The sequence below is a fragment of the Aquimarina brevivitae genome (genome assembly GCF_004216895.1).
GTDB lineage: Bacteria > Bacteroidota > Bacteroidia > Flavobacteriales > Flavobacteriaceae > Aquimarina > Aquimarina brevivitae.
Window position 1 is genome coordinate 317,912 of the sequence record NZ_SGXE01000002.1, and the last position, 25,934, is coordinate 343,845.

The window sequence follows — 25,934 nt, forward strand, 5'->3', positions numbered from 1 at the left end:
GGATGTCTCTTTTTGTAAAGTGATGACTTTTATCGTAATGCGATGTCCGTTTATCAGTCTTCTATCGGAGATCTAAGAGCTAATTTTATACTCGTTGTACAACATTAAACATTTAATAACTAAAATTAAAGTATTATGAAAAAATTAATTTTTACGATGTTGCTCGTTGGTTTACTATCTAGTTGTAATAATGATCTAGATGAATTCGAAACTATTAACATAGAGCAAACGAACTCCAGCAGCACCACAAATTCACTTTTTAAAAGTATTGATGATCTCAAAAATTATGAATTAGATGGAAAGCCAATTACTGATAAGAAAGTTATAAATAAAGAAATAGAAAAAGCTTTTGCTGTTAATTATGATTTTGATAGAAACATCATTTCTATTTATAGTTCTAATATTAAATTACAAAACGCTATGCCAGATCTAAAATCTAAAATAGCATCTATAAGATTACATAGTAAAGAAGATATTGAAAGTTTTGATGGTTTTCGGATTAATGAGTTTGAGGAAATAGTAAATGTCCCTAAACAAGTAGCCAATCCAATAAATCAGAGATTATCAAATAGTGAAATTGATAAATTGGGTAAATTGACTTTAAATCATGATGATGTCACTTTTTCCTATCACGTAGCTCATAAGTTTAATAGAAGTAGAGGACATAGCTCATTATTTAAGCTGATAAGTAATAATAATATTCCTTCAAATTCAGTTTCGACTAATTTAGTACATCACAATGGTACAATCGGAAGAGGTTCTCTCAATTTTGGAAGTGTTTTAAATAACTGCCTTAATCTAGGAACAAGTTATTGGGATTATAGACTCAATGTGATAAATGACCGTGATAAAACGAGTTACCTCATCTTCTTTCAAGCTAAAGATTATGGAGGTAAAATGAAAATTATCACCCTTGGAAAGGATCAAAGTTTAAGAATCACTGATAAAAGTACAATTACACCTAATCTAACTTCTTTTCCACCAAAATCATATGCTCGTTTTTAGTGAAAAAGCGCTTTTTTGAAGAGCAAAATACTTATTAATTTAAAACCAATAAAAATGAAAATATATAAAATTTTATCGTTAGTCATCTTGCTTTATACTGGAACGACTGAATCTTATGGATTTAATAATTGTACCATTACTGACTTAATTGAAGAAATGGCCATGGATAATGATGTCTTAGAAACCTTAGATCTATCTCTTCGTTTGACAATGGCATATTCGCTGGGAGGAAGTGAAATGGAGAATCTTTCGAAGGATATAAAGAAAAACTTAAATACTTCTATAAGTAAACTGGAAATTCATAAGAAAGAAATAAATAAAAAGTTCCCGAGATATGGAGATTTAGATGCAGCAGAGAGAATGATAGTTATGGAGGGTATTGCACAAAAATTGAATTTAAAGGAAAAAATCAAAACGCTTTTAAAATGTATTGGTGAAGACTTGACTACCTTTGGTGCTTGTATGCAAGCCTCAGCTTGGTGGGAGAATATGTCTTTTGCATCCTGTCTAACAGTAAATGGTTTAGGTGATATTTTTGCTATTGCCACTTCAGAAGGTGCGGCAACACCTCTTGTACAAGCGGTTGGGAAAGAACAAGTTTATTGGTGTGCAAAGTTTATTTATGGAAAAACAGGCAAGGAGTGCACATTAGCATTAGTTGTTGCAATAGTTGCAGAAATTTTTGCAGGTGATTGTTTATAACAACACCTTTAATTATTATCAATTCTACTTCTGATTACTTATAGAAGTAGAATTGATTTCTTTTTGTAAAGAAAAAATTCTTAGCTTTTTAGAACCTCAAATAACTTACCGGTTTTCTGCCAAATCGTTTTTCAAATAGACTATTAAAGCGAGTAACATTATTGATGCCTACGGATAGTGCTACGGCTTTAACACTATGATAGGTTTTGTTTTCTAATAATTTTAGTGCCTTTTTTAATATTATCTCTTGTTGAAACTGTTTAGGTGTCAGCCCAGTAATACTTTTAATTTTTCTACGAAGTTGACGCTCACCTAGGTGTGCCTTTTCACTAAGATCAGAGAGTTTGAAATCCGGGTTTTCTAAATTATTTTCTATCTCTTCAGCTATGGTCTCTATTAATTTTATATCCGCTGAAGTAATCATTTGATCATTTTCCTCAGGTAGTTGATCTTGATGATATTCCTGGGCAGTAGAATTAGTGAGCTGACCTATATTCGATTTAGTGAGTTGTCTTTTTCGATCCTCTCGTCTAATCGTATATCGTTGAATTAAGTTATGCGCTCTAATTATTAATTCTGAGGGTTCAAAAGGCTTAGTAAGATAATCATCGGCGCCTATGGTCAGGGCTTTTAATTTTTTATCTGTTGCTGTTAATGCCGTCAATATAATAAATGGAATATCAAAGTTCTTTTCATCTTCTTTGACAGTTTTTAGTAGGCTATAGCCATCCATCATCGGCATCATAAGATCTGATATTACAAGATCGACGGTTATACTTTGTAGCAATTTTAAGGCTTCCACTCCATTTTTTGCGGTCACCACCTTAAAATCGGTTAGGATAGATTTAATGTAATATAACATATCTGGGGTATCTTCAACAACAAGAATCGTATGTTCGTGAATCTTTATTGTAGGTATAATATCAGTAACCTCATAATTATCTATAGATAGTTGTTCCTCTATGATTGCTTCTTCTGTGCTGGTATCAATTGTTTTAGTAACCGGGTTTGCAGGTATAGATAATGTAACTTCTGTACCTTTGCTAATTTTACTTTGTAAATTAATTGTTCCTTGCATTACATTCACTAATTCTTTTACTAAGGCTAGTCCTATTCCCGTACCTCCCTCAAGTGGTTTAGAGGTGTCCTGGCTTTGATAATACCGATCAAAAACATAGGGCATGTCCCTTTCTGATATACCTATACCATTATCTTTAACCGTGATGCATAATTTATTATTTACTAAAGATGCTTTAAGATATACCGTTCCATTAGCCTGAGTATACTTTATAGCATTGGATAATAGATTGTTTAGTATTTTTTGTAGTTTTTTGTTATCAATGGTCACCATACAATTTTTTATCTCGCCATAATCCGCTATAAACTGTATAGACTTTTGCTCAGCCAGATAGATAAAATCATTGGTTATATTATTTAAAAGTAGACAAATATTACTGGTTTTTTCTTTTAGCTCAATTTTATGAGCATCTAGCTTGGATAAATCCAGGATATCATCAATAAGTACGTGTAGCGATTTGGTGTTTTTTTGAACAGTTTTTAGGATTTTTTCTAGTTCATTAGGTATAGCATCTTTATACTTGTCAAGTCCTAGATATACAGGTCCTGATATAAGGGTTAAAGGAGTTCTTAACTCGTGAGAAATATTAGCAAAAAGTTTTGATTTTAGGGTGTCTAATTCTTTAAGCTTTATAGATTCTAACTTATTGGTGCGGTAGCGATGTATAAAATAGATGACAAACACCGCGCAACTGAAATACAAAAAATATGCCCACCAACTACGCCACCAGGGAGGTAGTATCGTTATATCAATAGGTTTTTGCATCTCATTCCAAACCCCATCATTATTAGACCCCATTATTCTAAGGCTATAGGTTCCTTCATTTAGGTTGGTAAAGGTGATTTCGCGCTTATTTCCTAGTTGAACCCAATCTTTATTATAACCCTCTAAGCGATAGCGATATTGATTTGAAGAAGGGTTGGTATACTCCAAAGCCGCAAATTCCACCGTAAAATCGTTTTCTTGATAGGATAGAAGCATTGCTTTTGAACTATTAACATTGGGTATATTCACAAAGTTGCCGGAACTATCTTTCTTAGAAAAGTTTGTAATAACGATATTAGGCACTACTGAATTTTCACTAATTTCTTTAGGCTTAAAGGAATTATATCCCTTTGTACCTCCTAAAAAGATCAGCCCGGTTTTGCTTCTAAAAGTAGCATTCAAATTGTATTCCGTTTGCCCCAGCCCATCATTATAATCATAGCTTTTAAAGGTTTCCGTTTGAGGATCAAATTGATTTACTCCACCGTTGCTAGTTATCCATAATCGATTCGTGTTATCTCCGATTATATTACTGATGTAATTATTGTTGAGACCTTCTTTTCTGGTGTATTGGGTAACCTGATTCGTTTTTAGGTCTTTTTTAAACAGACCCTTGTCTGTCCCTATCCAGAGTACATCTTTGTTGTACTGATAAATAGACAATACGTTTCCTGAGTTCATTAAAGAATTACTTTGTGAATAAGAAACCTTCTGAAATTTTTTGCTTCTTTCATTTAGTCGATACAATCCTTCATTAGAAAATCCAACATACAACTGCTTATCCACTCCCTCGTATATACAATTGATGTAATACCCCGGAAGGTATCGGGGTCCTTCTGGACCATCCGCATTGACATAACAGGAAAACGTATTCTTTTGAGGGTGAAAAAGAATTAAACCGCTACCCACAATGGATGAAATGCATAAAGTTCCATCACTGGTCATAATGATATTGTTTAATGGAGCTAACTTGTTTTTAGGATTATATTTTTTGGTCAAATAAGAAGGTGTTCCAGGGTTGTTAACGATATAGTAAACAGATGATTTTAGTGTTTTTGGATTTAAACATATCAAACCGTGCTCAAGAGTTGTGATCCAAATATTACCATCTTTATCTTTTGTAAGGTCTTCAAAATTAACTTCGGTGGAGGTATTATTAAATTGAGGAAGTAGTGTAGCCACGCCAACTGTGGCATCAGTTTTTGGGTCCTTCTTAGCCAATCCAAAGTCATCTCCTACAAACCATAAAAAGCCCTGATCGTCTTCAATCACTTTTTTAATGGATTGGGTACTTAACAGATCTGAAGAGGAGGTTATGTTTTTAGTATAATGAAAGGCTTTGCTATTGGCCGCAATGTATATTACACCTTTAGTTTGGGTCCCAACCCATAATGACCCTGCTTTATCTTCTAAGATAGCGGTAGGGCTTACATTTTTATATTTTTCATCATAAAAAAGATACTGAGTTTGTAAAAGACCTGTGCTTTTATTGATATGTTGTGCTATGTTTTCTGGATTAAACCACTGTACACCTAATCCTTTTCTACCATAGAGTAATTTGCCTGAAGTATCCTGGTGCAAAAAAACATTATAGGATAAGGGTTCACTACTTTGAAAATATTCATCATAGATGTTCATTTTAGCTGTTTTGGAATCTACATGAATAATACCAAATCTATTTCCTCTTATCCATAAATCATTATTTTTATCTATGATAAAGGCTGTAATCGGAGTAAATATTTTATTTGAAGGGTCCTTATAATTAGGTTTATAATGTTTACTAATTTTTTTTTGAATCGGATCATAACCTATAATTCCACTGCCGTCAGTTCCTATCCATATATTATTTCTCTTATCTTCTTGTATACAATAAGTGGAGTATTCCCATATTTGATCTGGGTTGAATAATATGGTTTCAAATCTATCTTTTGAAGGGCTATAAAGGTTAAGACTATACCAATCTCCAGCCCATATCCTGTTTTGAGAATCTACAAAAACGGACATGACGTGATTTTTACCGGTGCGTAGTGAATCCTTTTTTGTATTGAGGTAGTTTTTAAAGGTATCGGTTTCAGGATTGTACTTATTGATGCCACCTCCATAAGTAGCAACCCATATATTACCTTGTTGGTCTTCCGCTAAATCCCATATTTCATTATGACTTAAACTTGTAGTATCTCCAATACGATTTCGATACGTTTTTACAGTATATCCATCATATCTATTAAGACCATCTTTAGTTCCAATCCAAATAAAATCAAATTTATCCTGGATGATAGCGAAGACTGTATTATTGGATAAGCCCTCTTTTGCAGTAATGTTTTTGAGATGATTAGTTGGTTTGGGATAAGGTAGGGTATCAAATGATTGTTTGTTAACTTTAACGTCATCATTTTTTATAAAAGTATCTTGTGCATAACCGGTAACTACAATAAAGAATAGATACCAAATCAACCAGGTTTTAAGATAAAAATTATTTTGCATATAAAAGATAGTTAGCAAATATTGGTCATTAAGACTACCTCTTACTTTTTTTGTTTTCCACTACCTCTAATGTATCAATTTTATTGAGTAATACCTCTTAGCTACTATTAAAAAGATTAATAATGTCCTTTTTTACTAGCAACTTGTCCGATTATTAAATTTTGTTTAGGCTTGGTTTATGGGTATGATTTACTTATAGATCTCTTTTGCTAAATACTCCGCATCTTTGGATACCCCACCCAGGGTAGCGGATCCACGGGTATATAACCACGGTAAACCGATAAAGTATAATCCTTTTAAGTTACTGACCCCTCTATAGTTTTTTGGATATCCGTCGGAATCGAGTTCCAGTCCTTCAATCCAGGTAAAGTTAGGCCGATATCCCGTGGCCCAAATGATATTTTTTATCGTAGAAACATTCCGTTTTTCAAAGATTACTTCGTGCTTAAGAGCATCTTTGGTTCTGCCCACCGAAATGACGTTTCTACGCGATAGTATCTCTTTTACATCCGTACCGATTACCGGTTGTGTAGTTTTACTTAATTTTTTACCGATCCAACTGTATTTACTAAACCGTAAAAATCCGGTCACGGTGAACCACCACCATATCGTTTTGCCAAGAAATTGTTGCGGTAAGGATTTTACGCTGGTGTCTCCAGAAAAGTATACCGTTCTGGTTTCGTCTTTTGAAATTTCGTTTAAAATTTGATAGCCAGAATCTCCTCCACCAACGACCAGGGCGTCCCCCTCTTGCAATTGATATAACCCTTTATAGTAGTTACTATGCATTTGCAATACGTCCTCAGCTATTTTTTTATGGCAGGGTGGGGTATAAGGCGTATGAAAAGGTCCTGTGCCAACAACTACCTCTTTAGTTTTGATCGTACCTTCATCATGTTCCAGGCAAAATCCATCTTCGGTTTTGTATACGGTATTGATTAAGGTATTGAGTTGCACCGGGATGTTAAAGGTGGCGACATAATCCTTGAAATAATCGGCCACATCAAATTTAGTTGGGTAATGGCCCTTTGGAGCATTAAATTTTAATCCAGGTAAGTGATTAAATTCTGTTGGTGTAAATAGTCTTAATGAATCCCATCTATTGAGCCAGGAGGCACCGATTTCCTTCTCTCCATCAACCACTAAAAAGTTTTTATTCATTTTTTTTAGATGATACGCCATCGCCAATCCGGCTTGCGCACCTCCAATCACCACAAAATCATACATCTTTGAATTCTTTTTCATGTTCTCCTTAACCAGGTACGAAAATACTAATTATTTGTTAAAAAGTAAATTGGTTAATGTCCAGAGGATGTCATAAGCTTTATAATTATTTAGGAGGAGTTACTCCTTGATTACTAAACTGTTATAGGTCATAATTAAGTCAACCGAATTTTAACTTGTTAGTAATTCAAATTGTAGTGATAAATACATTTCTATGTTTAAATCATCGTAAACACCCTGTAACATTTTAAAAAGAGTGGCTACCTATAAGGTGTAATAACGCAAATCTGATAACTGGAAAAAATTAAACAAAATATCAAGCCAGACGTACAAATAAAACTCAAACCCATGAATAAAAACATTACACTACTTTTTCTTTTATTATCGTTTACTGCTTTTTGTCAACAAACGCTAACCATAGACAAGTATGTTTCGGTCGATATGCCCTATCCTATTAACAAGGAGGGTTCAATTGAAGATGGAAATATAGCTTATTTCACTAATAAACCTGACGGTACCTTCTTAGTACGTAGAGAACTCGCAGAAGATAAAGGTATAAATAGTTATGAGTCTAGTTTACCGTATAACTTAGAATCTTTAGAAAATTATTATAAGAATAAGGCTGTAGAATATACCGATAGTGACCAGTTACAGATTGAATCCGAAAATGTAATAGATATCCAAGGTTTTAAAGGGTATCAGATAATTTATAAGGACACGCTAAAAAACACGTTATCAAAGGTTAAATATATTTTATTAAATAAAAATTTTTATTCATTTCTTTACCAACGTGCAGAATATCAAAATACATCTGATGCCAATACTTTTTTTAATTCCATAAACGTTACTAAAGGTACGGGAGTTTCACAATTTTATGGTAAATCTCCACAAGCTAAAAAATCCTATAATTTAGGTAAAAAAATAGGTTCTTTTGGTGCAAAAAATCCGCTGGTATCACTAGGAGCACTAGTTCTTGTGATTATTGTACTTGTGTTAATAATTGGCACTATAGTATATGCAACTAAAAAAACGAAACGTTATTGAGGTATTTAAATTTTACTTGTTAAAAAAGGCTTTACTGCTCTAACCATTCTTTAAAATCCTTAACACGCTCGCGTGCTACAATGACTTCTTGCTCGTCAAAGTGATTTAATTTGATCTGTAGGCGAGAGTTGGTATAGGAGATAATATCTTTAATTGCATTGATGTTGACAAAAAACTTTCGGCTAATACGATAAAACTCTTTGGGATTCAATTCTTCTTCTAAATTTTCGAGTGTGGTATCGATCAAGTAGTTTCGGTTATCGGTAGTATGTAGATAAGTACCCTTATTTTCAGAATAAAAGCATTCGATATCCTCAACCGTAAAGATTTTAAGATGTTGGCCTACTTTAGTAGTAAATCGTTTTTTATATACTCGATCCATGGGATTAACTAACAGTTTTTTGATATCTTCAAAATCGACCTGTAGGTTTTTCTTTTCGGGTAGCTGTGCTTTGTATTTATTTACCGCAGCTTCAAGTTCTTCATCGTCAATAGGTTTTAGCAAATAATCAATACTGTTGAGCTTAAAGGCTTTTAAAGCATATTCATCATAAGCCGTAGTAAAAATAATAGCACTATGAATGTTGACTTCGTCAAAAATTTCAAAAGATAACCCATCACTCAATTGAATATCCAAAAAAATCAAATCAGGATGTTCATTATTGGTAAAGTATTCAATGGCATCACTAACGGAGTGCAGCATAGTGTTTACCTCCATATTCAAATGCGATAACATACGGTTTAAGCGTCGGGCTGCTGGTTTTTCGTCTTCGATGATGATAACGTTCATAGTGTTGTTGTTGATTTTTTTTTTTGGTTTTTGGGTTTATGTTATTCTTAATACTGTGAATAGTAAACTTAGTAAGTTATACCTAGTTCATATAGGTTTCGGGTTTGGAAACTCCTCGGTCTACTTAATTCATAATTCATAATTATTCCCACAGTTGACTGTTTTTATCTTTTTCTTCTTCTTCCATGTATTTTTTGATCTTTTTTTCTTCCCAGTTTTTATCATAAACAGGGTTGATTCTAAATACTTTGGCAGCGTGAAAGGCTAATCCGATACCCCAGCCAAATGCGGCCCATAAGAACCATAAATAGCCATCCCAGCTCATACCATTGGTATAATAATTTACAAAGGCCAGAAAAGTGATAAAGATCACATAAGAGATTAAATTATTGTAAAACTTTTTCAGATCATCTACACGTTCTTTGGCACGTTGATATCTTTTTTCTTCATTAGGGTTTCTCATTGGTAGTTGTTTTATTTTTTTGTTTAAAGTTGTAATTTTTTGTTTAAAAGTTTTCCTTATCCATAAGCTCTTTGATTTTTCGCTCCTCCCAATCCTTACTAAATATAAAATTAGGTCCAAATACAGATAAGAAGTGGAAGAGTAAACCTATACCCCAAGCTATTGGTGTGATGTAAAGCTTCCAATCCAGTAATCTTTCTAATCCACGATCAGCAAAATCTAAATTTAAAAGCAATAAAAAGATATTGATAATCACATATGCCGTAAGGTGAATATAGAATCCTTTTTCTTTTTCTACTTTTTTCTTAGCCCGCTCATAGGCTTGTTGTTTTTCAAAATCATTCATAACGTTTGTCTTTTGTTTCATTTACATAATGTTCAATTTTTTTCTTTTCCCACTTTTTATTAAAAAGTATGGTTTTCTCAAAGGCCCATAACCCGTGGAAGAGTAGGCCAATACCCCAAAATAGTGGCGTAAAGATTAAATTGTAGTCCCACCAAAGCTCAAAGTTAGGGTCCGTTTCTCCGTGCATAATTAATTGTAATAGTTTGCTTTTAAACACTAAAATCACAACATTCATAATAAGGTAAGCAACTAAATGCCCATAAAACTCACGTTCTTTTTTTACCCTTTGCTTTGCTCTTTTATAATTTTCGTAAAGATTATCTGAACTCATAATAGTATCTTTTAAGTCGGTTAATGGTATTAGAAAACCAAATCCCTAATCATTAGGATTGGATTCATTCATGTATTGTTGAATTTTTCTTTTCTCCCAGTTTTTTCCTAAAAAAGGATGTTTGTCAAAAGCTTCTGCGTAATTGAAAAATAGCCCAATACCCCAACCTAAAGCTGGAAAAATCACCCATGGAATATCGAAACCTGTTGTTTTATAATTTATAAATATCAGAAACGGAATTACAATACAGTATGCAGTTAAACTACCGTAAAACTCTTTCATTTTTTTAACGCGTTCTTTCGCTCTATTGTACTTAATTTCTTTTGCTTCAGCTATATTATCTGTAATTGTCATTTTTTCTGTTGTTTTAATTTGTTTGGTTAATATGGGGAGTTTAGCTATAAAGGACTTATCAGTCTTGTAAATAGCAAACTCTCTTTTGGTTAACAGCCCATATCGCTGTTTGATGTTGCCAAGGCCAACACCACTACGTTCTTTAATTACTTCCTTGGGTTGTAGATTATTTTCTACGATCAACATATTGCCTTCTTCATATATTTTGATATGCAGTGGTCGTTTAGAGGTCACTACATTATGCTTCACTGTATTTTCCAACAAAATTTGAAGTGATAAGGGTACTACCTTAGCATCTGGATTAGCAGATTTTTCGGGCATTTCAAAAATGATGCTGTCCTCAAACCTTAATTTTACCAAGGTCATATAAGTTTTGGCAAACTTTAGTTCTTCGTCTACAGTAACCAGTTCTTTATTTTTTTGCTCCAGTACATAGCGATATACTTTAGATAAAGAAGTGGTAAACTTCTGAGCCATCATCGGATTTTCTTCTATCAAAGATGTCAATACGTTTAGGCTGTTAAACAAAAAATGTGGATCCAGTTGATTTTTTAAGGCGGTGAACTTGGCGGAAGCCGTATCAGCAATAATTTTTTGTTCAGTAATCTTCTGCTTTTGTAGCTCTTTGTAAAAATAGAAAGCGTGAAAAAAGACAGAGAAAAATAGGGTTATGATAAAACCTATAACATAATAAGTTACCCTCTCGGTGGCTACAAAATGAGCCCAGGTTCTACCAAAAAATAATACCACTAACACAAATCTCAAAATAGCTAAGGTTGCCATGGTTATGATAATAGACCCTATGGCGCCATACCATAACCGTTTTTGAGGTTGCTGCTCCCAGCTAAAGTATTCGTTGATTTTATCAAAAAAGTACCCATTAACAAATGTAAGTGTAAAAGCAAATACAAAATGAATAGCTAAATCTCTGAGTTCTTTTTGAACTACAATTGGCTCATTAAAGTTGAGTAATAACTCAAAAGCTTGAATGAAGATGGCTATGATTATGCTAACACGTAATATTTTATAGATACCTCTCATGAATTATTGAGTTCTAGGATTGATTGCAAATTTTTTGTACTCTGGTTACTTGTTTCATACCCCAATGCGGGTAAAATGGCACCTTTGGTTCTTCGGCGTTTTCAAAGTACAATATAGCTTTTTCTACCTCAGGACAAAAGGCTTTTGGATCCTTACCCCAGAATCTTGCAGATCCCATTTTCCACTCAGCGTGATACAGTATGGCTCTGGGGTTATTTGGTTCTAACGCCTTTGCTTGCTGGTAGAGTTCTTCAACTTTAGCAGAAAGCTTCATTCCGTAGACATTGGGCTTATAAGCTACATAGGCGGTGTTCAGCATTGCCTCAAGCACCAATACTTCTGCATTATTGTCAGAAAACGTTTTGGCTTCATTCACTAAGTTTTGTGCTTTAGCTAAGCGTGATTCAATTTCTTTTCCTTCTTTAGTATTATAGGTAGAGATGATATGTATTTGAGCGGCATAATAAAAGGGAATCCAATTCTCTTTTTCTGCGCCGGCGATACGCTCAAATAAATTAGCCGCTTCATCGGTCTGTTGTGCTTTCCAAAGTTCAAAGGCCTTGCTCATTCCTTTGTTGTAATTTTGCTGTCCTATGGCGAACTGGAGACATAGTAGCGTGATAATCGTAATTAGTGTTTTCATAATTTCTTTAGTTTAATTGATAGTGTAAAAGTAGTTTCAGACAGGCTGGTTTTATAACTTTTATTACCGAACTGTAAGTATGTACGGATGAATTGTAAGCTTCAAGCTATAAGGTAATACTTTGCACTGTTGGAGTGTCGCCAACGGTGAACTTTACATCCTCCCATTTGGCAGGACCAAACATTCCTGTTGCATTATTACTAAAGGCATAAGGCTCCGAAGGAATACCGATAAAATTGGTGTTGAGTTCGCCATTGCGATCTTCATCGTGGTATAAAGAAATACCATAGTCGCCTTTGGGTAAATCATTAAAGGTAACAGTAACCGATGTTGCATTCGCCTCAGGTTTCTTGGATTGAACTATTTTTTTGAGGTAGGTAGCTTCATCATTGTATAAGCCGATACGAATAACCCCTTCTTGAGTTTTGATATTGGTTATAGTAACAGTTAAGGAACTGGTGTCTTGTGCTTTTAAGGTTGATAGTGTGCCTATTGCAGTTAATGCAATTAAAAGAATTGATTTTTTCATTGTTTTTGAATTTTTAAAGATTAAATAGATTTTTTCTAGAGATTATCTAACTGATTGTCATTTTTATTATCACTGATGGTCCAAAAGAAGCCAATAATAAAGAAGCGATCGGCAGGTTGTCTAATAGCGCTACGAGAAAATTGGCCATTCATATCTGGTGTATTACTATATTGATAATTAAAAATATTATCAGCTCCCAATACGTTTGAAGCGGATAGGTATAAAATCTTTTGTGGGCTGATTAAGTAGGCCCAGCTTAGGTTTAAAGAATTATAACTTTTAGTTTTTTCGGCTAAAAATGCTGAAGTGTTGGGGTTGTCATAGGGTCTGCCACTGGCAAAATTATAGGTAGCACTAATCAGTGATTTCCAATCTTCTTTAAAATATTTACCGACTACAGAAAGGTTATGTGCAGCAGCAAAATTAGGCGTAGCTCTGGTTTCAAAGTTTTGATAATCCCTCTCGGTATCTAAGTAGGAATAGGTAATCCAATATTCTAAATTAGGTATGGATTTATCATCGCGCCAAAACACATCTAAACCTGCGGCATAGCCTTCCCCGGAGGAGTAGTATTCACTATCAAATTGTGGCATTTCCGTGCTGTATTTGATCAAGTCTTGATACGTTTTATAATAGGCTTCAGCTCTAAACATACGGCCGTTATTTTGATAGAGATAGTTGGCGATATAATGTGAAGCTTTACTAGGCTCTAATTCGGTTTCGTATTGCAACACGTTCTGGTCAGGCAATTGATAAAAATCTCCATACGCTACAGACATTTGTGAGTTTTCGGATATTTTATACGCCAAAGATACTCTTGGAGAAATGTTATAATCTTCCAGTACCGAATGATATGCTCCTCTAATACCGGTTTGAAACGCAAACTTTTTGCTCAAGAATATATTTGCCTCTGTAAATACAGCGGTAGTATTGTTGGTATATTGGGATTCAAAGGCTTCAAAATCGGGGTTAGCTGCGGTTTCCTTATAATGTGTGAGATATTGCTCTGCGCCATAATTAATTTTGAAACGATTGCTATATCTTTTTTTCAATTTTAATTTGGCGTGGAAACTGTTGTCGGCATTATTTACATCCATACCTTCGATCCTAATACCATTGTTGTCATTAGCAAAGCTAACTCCAGTTGACACACTCCAGTCGTTTCCTAGATCGCCACGGTATGAAGAATTGAGGTATAAGTTTCTGTTTTTTAAATAAAAGTTAATACCCTGGGGTACATTGATGTCTTGTTGGTTGAGCTCAAAGTCGGCATAGGTAAACCCTCCATATACTTTAAGTAACCCATTGTTGAACTGATGACGATATACGGATTCACCAGAGATAGATTCATACGGTTTAATCCAATCGACACGTTGATCTACGATATTTTGATAAGGTTTTAGATTGAGATAAAAAGCATTGATACTTAAAGAATTATCGCCCCATTTTTGGGTGTTACCTCCACCTAAACCTACATTGATAAATTGAAATTCCGTTTTTTCCTCGTCAGGTTCATCTATGGTGTTTAGTAAAAGTACACTGGATAAAGCGTTGCCGTACTCAGCAGAATATCCACCGGTGGAAAAGTTTGTTCCTTTAAATAGAAATGGCGAAAAACGACCTCGTGTAGGTAGATTATTGGCTGCAGGAGTAAAAGGTTGAAACACCTGAAGCCCATCAATATAGATATTGGTTTCATTGGCATCACCTCCTCTTACAAAAAGGCGGCCGTCCTCTGCTACGGTTGAGGTACCCGGTAGTGTTTGGAAAGCACCAATATAGTCCCCTGCGGCCCCAGCGGTAGTTACGATATCTAAGGGCGTAAGTACGGCAGCTTCGCTATTATCCCCTGCAGAAAAAGTTCCTGCGTTTAAAATTACACTGCCAAGAGAGTTTACATCTTCTTTAAGCTTTATGCTTAAATTGGATAAGTGAGACACTTCATCAGTTATTGAAGAAGTCTCAAAAGAAAGGAAGGATATAATTAAGGTTTGTGCACCAGTTTCAGTAGTTTCAAACTCGAAAGTTCCGTTATCGTCTGTAGAACCGCCATCATACGTACCATCGAGATAAACATTGGCACCAAGTATCGGTGTGTTAGCCTCATCCATCACAACACCAGAAATGGTGGTTTGTGCCCATATTAGGTTGAGGTTCATAAGTAGGATTAATGTAGTAATGAATTTCATTGGTTTGTTTTTTTTAGACATGCCAAAAATGCGGACATCTTTGGTATCCTGAAATTCAGTATTACCCAACTGTCAAAATTTAGGGATCAGTTGTGCTATTAAAAATTTATGGTAATTTATAGGACTAATCTTAAAACCTTTTAATAATGTTAAAATCAATTTTAAAATTGAATGGAGTAAAGCAACTTCAAAGAAATCAACAAAAACAGATTAAAGCTGGTGGTGCACAAAATCCTCCAGCACCGTGTAGTGGTTTAAATCCATGCGCAAGAGGATTAGCGTGTTGTGGAGGTGTATGCATTGATTTAACAGTAGCTTTAGACCATCCACACTGCTTTCAATTAGATTTTTAGTAGATTAAAATAAAACTAGTTGTAAAGAAAAAGCCCCTGATTATAAGTAATTAGGGGCTTTATTTATGCAATATCAAATTGCTATACCTTTTCTATAACATCGTTACTCCCTTTAAAAGGACGAACTATTAATCGCGCTGCTTTATCAAAATTGATATAGTTATAGGACCAGTTAAAAAAGGTAACCAATCGATTTCTAAAGCCTACTAAAAACCATAAGTGAATAAACATCCACACAAACCACGCGAAAAAGCCAGCAAAACGTAATTTACCCAAATCTACAACAGCTTTATTTCTTCCTATCGTAGCCATAGTACCTTTATCAAAATATTCAAAAGGAAGCATATCTTTTCCTTTAAGGTGTCGTTTCAAGTTTTTGGCTAGGTGTTTACCTTGTTGAATGGCAGGTTGCGCTACCATAGGGTGTCCTTTAGGATAAGTTTCATTAGCCATTAGGGCAATATCACCGATAGCAAAAATATTATTGTATCCTGCTACTTGGTTAATTTCATTAACTTGGTATCGGTTCGTTTTCGCTACAAAACTATCAGCTTGTAAGCCATCTACAGGTGCTCCGGTTACTCCTGCAGCCCAAATAAACGTTGCGGTTTGTAAAGTTAAGCCCGTGTTTGTACTAACAGTATGTTGACTATAATCTTTTACTAGGGTATTAAGATGAATGTTAACTCCAAGTTTTTCTAAAAACTTAGTAGATTTTTTAGAGGCATTTTCGCTCATTGGTGGCAATACCCGGTCGGATCCTTCGATAAGGTGAATTTCCATAGCTGAGAAATCCATATCCGGAAAGTCCCTTGGTAATACGTGGTTTCTTAATTCTGCAATACCTCCAGATAATTCTACCCCTGTTGGACCAGCGCCTGCGATGACAAAGGTTAATAATTCTTTTCGTTTTTGCTCATCTTCAGTTCGTACTGCTTCCTCTAAGTTTTCGAGTATAAGGCTTCGTAAATTTAATGCTTGCGGTAAATTTTTCATGCGCATGGCATTATTTTCAATTACCTCATTGCCAAAGAAATTAGTTTTAGCACCAGTGGCAATGACCAGATAGTCATAGTAAATATCTCCTATACTGGTTGTAACTTTTTGATTATTGGGGTCAATGTTATTGACTTCAGCCATACGGAAGTACGTATTCTTCCCTTTTTTGATAATCTTTCTCAGGGGATAAGCGATAGAATCTGGTTCTAAACCCGATATAGATACTTGATAGAGTAAAGGTTGAAACGTATGATAATTATTGCGATCTAGTAAAACGATTTGGAAATCTTCTTTTACCAATTTTTTGGCCAGCGCTACACCAGCAAAACCTCCACCGATAATTACTAATCTGGGTAGGTTTGAGGAAGGGATATTCATAATATAATGGTGTTGTTTTGCAAAGTTAAAATTTAAAGTGGTAATACTTCAGTGTCGCATACTTTTTTAGGCTCGAATAGCTTGTAAAATGAGCATAAACGTTCAAAACAGAAATATAAATAGAGTAGTGTCTTGTTAACGTTTTCAAAATAAGGAGTTTACCGAATAAACCTTAAAAATATTTAAAAGTATGTAACATTTTGTAGTATGGATCTACTTATACAATACTAAGTAACCGATGTGGACAAGGAATTAGAACATAAATTTGTTAAAAAGCTAGAGGAAAACCAGAATATCGTACACAAGGTATGTCGGATTTACACCAATGATAGGGAGTCTCATAATGATTTGTTTCAGGAGATTACTATTCAACTGTGGAAAGCCTATCCAAAATTTAGAGGTGACTCTAAATTTAGTACCTGGATGTATAGGGTAGCGCTGAATACTGCGATCACCTTATACCGAAAATCCAAAAGGAGTATAAAAACTTCGGATGTCGATTTTATGGAATTTAAAATCAAGGCTGAAGAGTATGATGATGAAATTGAGCAACAGTTAAAATTGATGTACGCAGCGGTTAAAGAATTAAATGATATCGAAAAAGCCTTAGTTTTTTTATATCTCGAAGATAAATCATATAAAGATATTTCCGAAACATTGGGTATCACAGAAGTAAATGCCAGAGTGCGGATGAATCGAGTGAAGACGAAGTTGAAAAATATTTTAAATCCGTAAAACATGGATGAATTAGAATTATTAAAAAAAGACTGGAAAAGACGGGAAGGATCACTTCCTAAACTTTCTTATGATGAGATTTATAAAATGATTTTGAAGAAATCTTCATCTATAGTTAAATGGATATTTATTGTTAGTATACTAGAGTTTGTGCTTTGGACCTCACTTGATCTTATTTTAAGATTCCTTGGGGTTTATGATCCAACCGAAGGGACCTATCTAGAGGTGTTTACTTATATATCCTATTTCTTCTCTTACGGAATATTATTTTACTTTATGGTAAAGTTTTATTTGAACTACAAAAGAATTAAGGTTACGGATTCTGCTAAAGAATTGATGCATAACATTATAAAAACCCGAAAAACCGTAAAACACTACGTTTTTATTAATTTAAGTTTTTTAGCTATTTTTTCATTTATATCAGTTTTTCTGGTATACTACTCGGATTCGGTAGATCCCGCGGCTGAAGAATTGCCATTGCCCGTATTGATTATTACCTCGATAATTTTGATTTCAATCTTTATTGGTCTTATCGCATTATTGTACCGTGTCGTTTATGGAGTATTAACTAGACGATTAAAGAGAAATTATGAAGAGTTAGAAAGTCTTGATGAGTAGTTGCTAGAACTATACTCTAAATCTTTCAGACGGTTTTTACTTATTTTCATTAAAAGCTGAAGGCAGTAATTGAGGGATAAACTTTATTAGCAATGGCAATAATATACCACCTCCTGGTAAAATAAAAATGGCTAAAGAGGGTATGCTTTTGCAAATATCTAATAATTGATTTTTTACACGCTGCTTTTCTTCAGCGCTTAACTCTCTTACCGTAGATTGACCTAGTAGTATCATTAGATCTTTACTTTCTGTAATCTCTCGGATTAATCGCTTACGGTTTCGCAAGATAAGCAAACGTACCGTCCGCGAGGTTTGGTTATAAAAGTGTTGTGCGGGGTTGGAGTATTTAAAAAATGTAATTTCATCTTTGTAGGTATCGATAAAATCATGTACCTCATTTATAGAAGTAGTCACAGCTTCTTTTTGCATCTGCAGTTCTGCACCGAGTGCTTGTACAAAATCAATTTCTCCCTGATCTAGGCGTTCATCATTCCATACCGCCATACTGGTTAAATCCAAAATGTATTGCTTTTCAAGAGGATCCTTAAATTTTTGCAATTCAAGGTGGTCAAAACTCGCTTCTCCTTCAGAAGAAACCTTAGTATATCGTACAGAAGATGCAAATAATTTTACCAGTAGTTGATCGTATTCGTTTTTTTCTTGTTTAGAATTCAACGCCAAAAATACTGTATTGGTGATGGATTCTTCAAACAAAGAGGCATACTGAAAAGGGTTATTGTCATAAACCAGATAATACTCAAATGCCAAAACATCAATAAATAAGAGGGCATTGGTTAATAAATGACTAAAATTCTTTTTGAAAATGGATTCATTGGTTTGAATTCTTGCATGTATTGCTTTTTCAAGCTTATCATAAGAGTTAGTAGGTAGCGATAGAAATGAAAAATAGGATTTTTTACTATCCAGATACTTGTAGAATTCGAGTAAGGCCTCTATAAAATCTTCATTAGTCGCATTTTCTATGGCATCCAAGTAAGCCGCTCTTAGTGCTATTAAGAGATTAATTTTGGTTTTTTCTTCCTGAGAGTACGATAATTTGGTATTCGGTATGAGTAAGGCATCAATAGAATTGCCATAAATAAACCCTGTTTTTTTTAATTGTGGATATAAGTTATCTAATGAGGCATTAGCAATAGTAGGATCCAGATCTATATCCTTAAGAAATTTAGCTATCCATCCGCTACTCGAAGGGTTCATTACTTTTTTTAAACAAAGTTAATTTATTTTCAGATATACAATAGCTGCTTACCTGGCAATCTTATACGGATCATTTTTGTTAACAAATATTTAACTACTCTTAGGAAAACCACCTCCCCAAACCTCTCGTATGTATGGGTGTTGAACTATAAAACTAATAAAATGAAAAGTATTAAAAAGAGTAAGTTGTTTATTGCTGCCGGATTACTATCGGTAGGGATTACATTGGTGGCAGCAGACCACTTGGACGCACCTGCTGTGGCCGGTACAACAGCAGACATTACCGATTTTTACGCCTTTGAAGGCGCTAATGTTGATAATACGGTATTCGTAGCCAATGTACAAAGTTCGCTGGCACCAGCAGGTGACGCAGCTACATTTGATGAGAATGTATTGATTGAAGTAAATATCGATAATGACGGAGACCTTGTAGAGGATTTAGTCATTCAGGCCATTCCACGAAACGGTAAAATGTATTTCTTCGGTCCTTTTGCACCAAGCATGACAGGTTTAAATAGTAGTATTAATACCGAAGCTACTTACACAGGAAATGTAGATATCAGTATGGGTGCAAATGCAATGACAGCTACCGAAGGTGGTATATCTTATTTTGCTGGATTACGCGAAGATCCATTTTTCTTTGATTTCACACAATACAACGCAGTAATTGGAGGAATGGCACCGAATGGTTTCAATGTACCAGGTAATGATGATTTTGATGGAACTAATGTGTTATCAATCGTCATCGAAGTACCTAATTCCTTATTAGGAGGAACCTTTGCACACCCTGCAGGTACAGGAACACAGGTATTTAATACTTGGGTGGAAGCTAAGAGAAAACAGTAATACGTTTAAAATTTATAAAAATCTAAAAATTAATATAATGAAGAATATTTTATATATCGCACTAGCTGTATTGACTATAACAGGTGTTACCAGTTGTAGTAATGATGATGATGCAGCCCCAATGAATGAAACCGTTGACTTTTCAGGTACTTTTGTACAAGAAGACCAAATGGGTAGAGCCGGAATCAATACCGTATTAAGTGGATCGGCTTCTATAAAAAATGATTTTAATACGACTATACCCTCAGAAATGACAGAGACATTTCAGCCGTTATTCTTAGACCAGGCAGTTGCATTACACGCTGCTTTTGGAGCAGAGTATGAAACGAATATTTTAGGTCTTGATGCCACTACATTAACGACCATATTAGCCACAGATGTATTGCAAGTTGCCCCAGACGCACCTACTACATACTTCGATGGAACTAATATTTTAACGGGTAGAAATTTAACTGATGATGTGATCGATGTATCCCTGATTTTATTATTTGGAGGTCAAAATGGAGATCGATTTAATGGTCAGGATACGAATGGAGATGGAGAACCAGATTTACCAGTTTTAGTTACTGATGGTGTAAGTAACGCCGGAGAAACTCCTATGGCTATTTTTCCATATTTAGAAGTTCCTCATAACTAATAATTAACAACTCTCTTCACAGCTTCGCAGGGCAATATCAAAGATATAGGATAGGTCTATTGATGCCAGAACTTTTGTTCTGGGCAAGGGGGGTATTGCCCTGCGAAGCTTATAAAAAATTAATTGCCCCCTTTCTCTCTAAACAAAAACAAAAACAAAAAAAACAAAACCATGAAGACTATTAAACTATATATATCGATAGCTATGGTTCTCATAGCATATGCTTCTTGTACTACGAAGCAAAGTGAAACGATAACGAATGCCAAGGATTATGAGTCGTTCTTTAACACTACGAATCAAACTGCAATAAAGAATACTCAAACAAAGATCAAATTTTGGAATTCTAAAATTAAAGAAGACAGCTTGCAAATATTAGCGCTTCGATCAGTAGCCAAAGAATACGAACATCTATTTTCCATTACAGGAGATATCGACTATGTGCTCAAATCAGAACAAGCGTTGAAAAAATCCAGTGAAGTTGCAGCTATTGATAAAGAAAACTATTTATTGACCTTAGCTCAAAATTATATTACACAACACCAGTTTCAAAAGGCAGATAGTGTTGCCAAAGCAGCATATGAAGTAAATAATAACAATATTTCCAAAATGGTGCTCTTTGATATCGCTATGGAATTAGGAAAGTATAAGGAAGCCAAAGAATATTTAGCCGCCATTCAAAACCCAAGCGATTATAATTTTTTAATACGTCTGGCAAAATGGGAAGACTATAAAGGAAATTTAGATAGTACCATCCGTAATATGGAAAAGGCCAGAGCTATTGCAGAATCTGGAAACAAGAAAAACTTAAAGTTATGGGTCTACACCAACCTGGCGGATTATTACGGTCACGCGGGCAGAATTGAAGACTCTTATCACTATTACCTCAAAGCATTAGAAATTGATTCAGGCAATACATATGCGATGAAAGGAATAGCTTGGATTGTTTATTCTTTCGAAAAAAATCCTAAAGAAGCTTTAAGAATTGTGGATGCCATTATGGAAAGAACAAGTAATCCTGATTTGTACCTTTTTAAAGCAGAGCTTGCTGAATATATGGGAGACCAAAAGCAAAAAGAAATTAATCTGAATCTATTTTTATCAAAGGTGGCGAATCCAGCCTATGGGGTTATGTATCATCAGCATTTAGCCACCGTATTGGCTGAAGAATACCAATCTTATAGTGAAGCCTTGGATTATATGCAATTAGAACTTCAAAATCGTCCAACCCCAATGACGTATGACTTGATGGCATATATACTGCACCTCAAAGGAGAACACCCCGAAGCGCTTAAAATAGCGATGACTCATGTAAAGGGTCAGACTTATGAACCTACCGCTCTTTTACATTTGGCTCAAATTTATAAGTCGAATCAGCTCAAGGACGAAATGTCCAAACTAGTTAGTGAACTAAAGGAAAGCTCTTATGAATTAGGTCCAGTTACATCAACTATTGTAGCTCAATTGTAAACCCCAACAGTCTATCATGAAATTAATTTATATTTTACTGATATTAGGTATCAGTAGTATTTCCTTTGCCCAAAATGCACCGGTAAAGGGTACTGTAAAAGACGTTTTTGAACAACCGGTTGAGGGTGCCTATATCTACAATAGCTCAACTGATGCACATACACATAGCTTAGCCAATGGTCGTTTTGTATTGCAAAACACTACAATTGGAGACACACTTACGATAAGATCATTAGGGTATCAAGTGTCTGAAGTAATACTAAGTGACAAAGATATCAATCAAGGTTTGCAGCTTACCTTAAAAGATAAAATCTTTCAGCTGGATGAGTTGGTTTTACAACAAGAGCAGAATCCTATTGGTGTGTTAACCAAAATGGATATAAAAGTAAATCCGGTAAATTCCTCTCAGGAAATCTTAAGAAAAGTACCAGGATTATTTATTGGTCAGCACGCTGGTGGTGGTAAAGCAGAACAAATCTTTCTTAGGGGATTCGATATTGATCACGGTACGGATATCGCCATTGATGTAGATGGTTTACCGGTTAATATGGTTTCTCACGCACACGGACAAGGCTACTCTGATCTTCATTTTTTAATTCCAGAGACCATAGATTTTATCAACTTTGGAAAAGGAAGTTATGAGGCTGATCAAGGAAATTTTGCGACAGCCGGTCACGTTTCTTTTACGACCAAAGAACGATTTGATGACAATTTAGTGAAATTAGAAGTAGGTGATTTTAATACCCTAAGAACTGTAGGTCTATTTAATTTAATGGATACCAAACCTAAAGAAAATGCGGTTGTAGCGGTAGAATATCAAGAAAGCGATGGTCCTTTTGAATCTCCACAAAACTTCAATCGAATCAATATTTTTAGTAAATATACGACTCAGCTTTCTGAGAATAAGAAGCTATCACTGTTGGCTAGTTATTTTGATAGTAGATGGAGTGCTTCTGGTCAGATTCCCCAGCGTGCAGTAGATCAGGGGTTAATAAGTAGATTTGGAGCCATTGATGATACGGAAGGTGGAAAGACTTCAAGAACAAATATTGCTCTAGGATTTGATCAGTTTCTTTCTGACCGAAGCAGTATTAAGACACAGGTATATTATACACATTATGATTTTGAGTTGTATTCTAATTTCACTTTCTTTCTTAATGATCCCGTCAATGGAGATCAAATCAAACAAAAAGAAAGTCGAAATATATTGGGTGCAAAAAGTGTTTTAAGCTCGGATTATTCCTTTGACACCTTTGAGCTTCGTTTAAAAACAGGAATAGCTTTACGAAATGATAGGATTGCAGATAGCGAATTATCCAGTACAGCTAACCGTACTGAAATTATTGAAAGAAGAAGCTTAGGAGATATCAATGAAACTAATTTCTCAGGTTTTTTTGAATCTACATTTGATTTTGGAAAATTAGAGTTCACTCCGTCGGTACGATTAGATTATTTTAAGTTTATCTACGAGGATTTCTTACAACCTACTTTTGAAGAATTGGCAGAAAAGCAGCTGGTCTTTTCTCCTAAGTTTAGATTTGATTATGATATAAACACTGACCTTAATTTGTTTTTGAAGTCAGGTGTTGGATTTCATAGTAATGATACTAGAGTAGTATTACAGCAAGATGGATCTCAAATATTGCCTAAATCTTATGCCTCAGATTTAGGGGTTAATTATAAGCCTTTACCCAATCTTTTTATGAGTGCAGCAGCCTGGTATTTAGCCCTAGAGCAAGAATTTGTATATGTGGGTGATGAAGGGATTGTTGAACCCAGTGGAAGTACTGAACGATATGGGATCGATTTTAGCCTAAGACAGCAATTTACGCCCTGGTTATTTCTAAATACGGATTTGACCTATACCAAGGCAAGAGCTACTGAAGCACCTTCAGGTCAGGACTATATTCCTTTAGCACCTCAGTACACGTTTACTTCGGGAGTAACGGTAAAAGATTATAAAAATTTATCTGCCGGTTTGCAACTTCGATGGCTTGGAGATAGACCAGCTAATGAGGATTACAGCATTACTGCTGAAGGGTATACGGTTGTAGATTTCAATGTAAGCTATCAATGGAATGCGTTACGTTTTAATCTGGACATTCAAAATTTGTTTGATGTTTCTTGGAATGAAACCCAGTTTGCAACAGAATCTAGATTAGCTAATGAATCTGAATCTGTAGAAGAAATACATTTTACACCAGGAACTCCATTTTTTATTAAAGGTGGAATTACTTACAGTTTTTAATAGTAGTTTTTTTGTTTTTTGTTTTTGTGAGTAGGCGGTGATGTTTAGTCGATATTATTAGCCTGCTTCAAAGCCTTCTGATAACGATCAGAAGGCTTTTTCTATGTCATCTATTCAGGTAAAACAAATCATTACTGATTGGTAATTAATGATTAAACTACTGGTTGTATAAGGATTACAGTCAAGCTTTATGATCAGCTTTGATGTTTTGATAGTGAATAAGCATACCTTTTGTAGCTGTTTTAACCAAGATGACGGGGTAATTTAATGGTTGTATTCCTTAAATATATTCAAAAGGTAGCGATGTTAATAGGGTAGAGACTTTTAACAAGATTTGATAAGATTTTGTGTTTTAAAAACAACAAAGACCTTCTTTAAAATTCCATTTAACTAAGCTTAGACAGCTTTATTTTTTAATGCAAAGAATAAGTTTCCGTAAATAAGTATTAAAGATTTGAATCACAGTTAGTGTAAATTCTACATCTTAAGACCGTTTATATAGAGGGTGGTTATGATAATAATTTACTCAGAAGTATACTACTTTATTTTCGAATACTTAAGGAAAAGTGTTAAACAAAAAATTCCTTTTAGTTTTAATACAATATTAAAACTAAAAGGAATTAAACGGTTTAGGACCTGAGTATCTTACTTATGATTCAACAGCACCCAGGGTATATAACATTTCTAAGGTCGGTGATTCACTACCACCTTCGGGCTCTAATGTAATTCCAAAGGCTTCAGAATCATTAGTATTTTCTACGGTAAACACTTTGTTTTTGTTTTCTTTATAGGCTTCCAAAATCCCTAGACTTGTAGGAGTAAGAGGCTGTAGTTTTAAGGACCAAACTTGATAAACTTTACCAGGAGGCGGTGCGGGTAATCCTTGCACATCGATATATGCTAAGTCCTTTTCTTTATCCCAGTATACTGTGGCGTACGCACTGGGGTCTACTGCCTGAGCATTTAAAGGAACTTCGATAATGTCCTTATTTCTTAAGATACTTAATAAATTTTCTGCGCTTTTCAGGTTTTCTTCTTTAACGGAGATTTCACCTTCTAGCACTTGATTTTTGATTTGAGTACTTACGATTTCTTCGCGCAGCTTATTGTTTTTGTTGATTTGCGAAAGTAAACCAACTAATAAGGCAATAGAGGCAGCCCAACCTATGTAGGCAGGTAAGTTCGATCTTTTTCGAGCTAAAGTTCGTACCGGTACTTGCTCATTGGCTTCAATTTTAGCAGCGATTGTATCGTACAATTTAGAAAGCTCTTTGGTTGTGCTTGCAGCAGATAATTGATCAAGCGTAGCTTCGATTTTTTCAACTTCCACAAGTATTTCTGGATGTTTTTGTAACATCTCATACACTTCTTCATTTTCTTTAGCAGAAAGTGATCCATATATGTATAGTTCTAAAATACCTGATTCTATATATTCTTTAATATCCAT

The 25,934-nt window shown here is 34.6% G+C and carries 23 protein-coding genes; 10 read left to right on the forward strand and 13 right to left on the reverse strand.

Going from position 1 to position 25,934, the window contains the following annotated elements; translation table 11 throughout:
• Positions 1-135 precede the first annotated feature (135 nt).
• Positions 136-1,005 (forward strand): hypothetical protein, encoded by an 870-nt coding sequence (locus EV197_RS09250; RefSeq protein WP_130286472.1) that lies wholly within the window; start codon positions 136-138, stop codon positions 1,003-1,005.
• 54 nt (positions 1,006-1,059) lie between these two features.
• Positions 1,060-1,707 carry a hypothetical protein gene (locus EV197_RS09255; RefSeq protein WP_130286473.1) on the forward strand — a complete coding sequence of 216 codons (648 nt, stop codon included), beginning with the start codon at positions 1,060-1,062 and terminating at the stop codon, positions 1,705-1,707.
• An 88-nt stretch (positions 1,708-1,795) separates the two neighbouring features.
• Here EV197_RS09255 and EV197_RS09260 read toward each other — a convergent pair whose 3' ends face one another.
• Positions 1,796-6,034 carry a hybrid sensor histidine kinase/response regulator transcription factor gene (locus tag EV197_RS09260; RefSeq protein ID WP_130286474.1) on the reverse strand — a complete coding sequence of 1,413 codons (4,239 nt, stop codon included), beginning with the start codon at positions 6,032-6,034 and terminating at the stop codon, positions 1,796-1,798.
• A gap of 189 nt (positions 6,035-6,223) precedes the next feature.
• The gene (locus EV197_RS09265) at positions 6,224-7,261 is read right to left on the reverse strand and encodes a flavin-containing monooxygenase (RefSeq protein ID WP_130287097.1); all 1,038 of its coding nucleotides are present in this window, start codon (positions 7,259-7,261) and stop codon (positions 6,224-6,226) included.
• A gap of 345 nt (positions 7,262-7,606) precedes the next feature.
• Here EV197_RS09265 and EV197_RS09270 point away from each other — a divergent pair, with 345 nt between their 5' ends.
• Positions 7,607-8,302: a hypothetical protein gene (locus EV197_RS09270; protein WP_130286475.1), complete on the forward strand. Its 696-nt coding sequence runs from the start codon at positions 7,607-7,609 to the stop codon at positions 8,300-8,302.
• 31 nt (positions 8,303-8,333) lie between these two features.
• Here EV197_RS09270 and EV197_RS09275 read toward each other — a convergent pair whose 3' ends face one another.
• From EV197_RS09275 to EV197_RS09310, 8 genes are all read right to left on the reverse strand, one after another.
• Complete coding sequence (locus EV197_RS09275) at positions 8,334-9,092, reverse strand: LytR/AlgR family response regulator transcription factor (protein WP_130286476.1); 759 nt, start codon at positions 9,090-9,092, stop codon at positions 8,334-8,336.
• Positions 9,093-9,234: 142 nt separating this feature from the next.
• The gene (locus tag EV197_RS09280) at positions 9,235-9,555 is read right to left on the reverse strand and encodes a 2TM domain-containing protein (RefSeq protein ID WP_130286477.1); all 321 of its coding nucleotides are present in this window, start codon (positions 9,553-9,555) and stop codon (positions 9,235-9,237) included.
• A gap of 43 nt (positions 9,556-9,598) precedes the next feature.
• A complete protein-coding gene (locus EV197_RS09285) occupies positions 9,599-9,922 on the reverse strand; it encodes a 2TM domain-containing protein (protein ID WP_130286478.1) in 324 nt (107 codons plus the stop codon).
• The gene (locus EV197_RS09290) at positions 9,894-10,232 is read right to left on the reverse strand and encodes a 2TM domain-containing protein (RefSeq protein ID WP_130286479.1); all 339 of its coding nucleotides are present in this window, start codon (positions 10,230-10,232) and stop codon (positions 9,894-9,896) included. Before EV197_RS09290 ends, EV197_RS09285 begins: the two co-directional genes overlap by 29 nt.
• Positions 10,233-10,277: 45 nt before the next feature.
• Positions 10,278-11,627 carry a 2TM domain-containing protein gene (locus EV197_RS09295; RefSeq protein WP_130286480.1) on the reverse strand — a complete coding sequence of 450 codons (1,350 nt, stop codon included), beginning with the start codon at positions 11,625-11,627 and terminating at the stop codon, positions 10,278-10,280.
• A 13-nt stretch (positions 11,628-11,640) separates the two neighbouring features.
• A complete protein-coding gene (locus tag EV197_RS09300) occupies positions 11,641-12,270 on the reverse strand; it encodes a hypothetical protein (RefSeq protein WP_130286481.1) in 630 nt (209 codons plus the stop codon).
• A gap of 106 nt (positions 12,271-12,376) precedes the next feature.
• Positions 12,377-12,799, reverse strand: a complete 423-nt coding sequence (locus EV197_RS09305; protein WP_130286482.1) for a DUF2141 domain-containing protein — start codon at positions 12,797-12,799, stop codon at positions 12,377-12,379.
• Between the two features lie 35 nt (positions 12,800-12,834).
• Entirely contained in the window at positions 12,835-14,988 is a 2,154-nt protein-coding gene (locus EV197_RS09310; RefSeq protein WP_130287098.1) for a TonB-dependent receptor, read from the reverse strand.
• Between the two features lie 146 nt (positions 14,989-15,134).
• On the opposite strand from EV197_RS09310, the gene EV197_RS09315 reads away from it, so the two are divergent.
• Positions 15,135-15,341 carry a hypothetical protein gene (locus EV197_RS09315; protein ID WP_130286483.1) on the forward strand — a complete coding sequence of 69 codons (207 nt, stop codon included), beginning with the start codon at positions 15,135-15,137 and terminating at the stop codon, positions 15,339-15,341.
• Between the two features lie 81 nt (positions 15,342-15,422).
• Here EV197_RS09315 and EV197_RS09320 read toward each other — a convergent pair whose 3' ends face one another.
• Entirely contained in the window at positions 15,423-16,718 is a 1,296-nt protein-coding gene (locus tag EV197_RS09320; protein ID WP_130286484.1) for an NAD(P)/FAD-dependent oxidoreductase, read from the reverse strand.
• Between the two features lie 240 nt (positions 16,719-16,958).
• Here EV197_RS09320 and EV197_RS09325 point away from each other — a divergent pair, with 240 nt between their 5' ends.
• Both EV197_RS09325 and EV197_RS09330 read left to right on the forward strand, forming a co-directional pair.
• Complete coding sequence (locus EV197_RS09325) at positions 16,959-17,453, forward strand: RNA polymerase sigma factor (RefSeq protein WP_130286485.1); 495 nt, start codon at positions 16,959-16,961, stop codon at positions 17,451-17,453.
• A 3-nt stretch (positions 17,454-17,456) separates the two neighbouring features.
• On the forward strand, positions 17,457-18,071 hold the full coding sequence (locus EV197_RS09330; protein ID WP_130286486.1) for a hypothetical protein: 615 nt from the start codon (positions 17,457-17,459) through the stop codon (positions 18,069-18,071).
• A 36-nt stretch (positions 18,072-18,107) separates the two neighbouring features.
• Here the strand turns inward: EV197_RS09330 and EV197_RS09335 are convergent, their stop codons facing one another.
• Positions 18,108-19,289 (reverse strand): LETM1-related biofilm-associated protein, encoded by a 1,182-nt coding sequence (locus tag EV197_RS09335; RefSeq protein WP_130286487.1) that lies wholly within the window; start codon positions 19,287-19,289, stop codon positions 18,108-18,110.
• A 171-nt stretch (positions 19,290-19,460) separates the two neighbouring features.
• Here EV197_RS09335 and EV197_RS09340 point away from each other — a divergent pair, with 171 nt between their 5' ends.
• From EV197_RS09340 to EV197_RS09355, 4 genes are all read left to right on the forward strand, one after another.
• Entirely contained in the window at positions 19,461-20,135 is a 675-nt protein-coding gene (locus tag EV197_RS09340) for a DUF4331 family protein (protein ID WP_130287099.1), read from the forward strand.
• Between the two features lie 37 nt (positions 20,136-20,172).
• Entirely contained in the window at positions 20,173-20,772 is a 600-nt protein-coding gene (locus EV197_RS09345) for a hypothetical protein (RefSeq protein WP_130286488.1), read from the forward strand.
• Positions 20,773-20,943: 171 nt separating this feature from the next.
• Positions 20,944-22,239, forward strand: a complete 1,296-nt coding sequence (locus EV197_RS09350) for a tetratricopeptide repeat protein (RefSeq protein ID WP_130286489.1) — start codon at positions 20,944-20,946, stop codon at positions 22,237-22,239.
• A 16-nt stretch (positions 22,240-22,255) separates the two neighbouring features.
• Positions 22,256-24,487, forward strand: a complete 2,232-nt coding sequence (locus EV197_RS09355; RefSeq protein ID WP_130286490.1) for a TonB-dependent receptor — start codon at positions 22,256-22,258, stop codon at positions 24,485-24,487.
• Positions 24,488-25,136: 649 nt separating this feature from the next.
• On the opposite strand, the gene EV197_RS09360 is transcribed toward EV197_RS09355, so the two are convergent.
• Positions 25,137-25,934: an anti-sigma factor gene (locus EV197_RS09360; RefSeq protein ID WP_130286491.1), complete on the reverse strand. Its 798-nt coding sequence runs from the start codon at positions 25,932-25,934 to the stop codon at positions 25,137-25,139.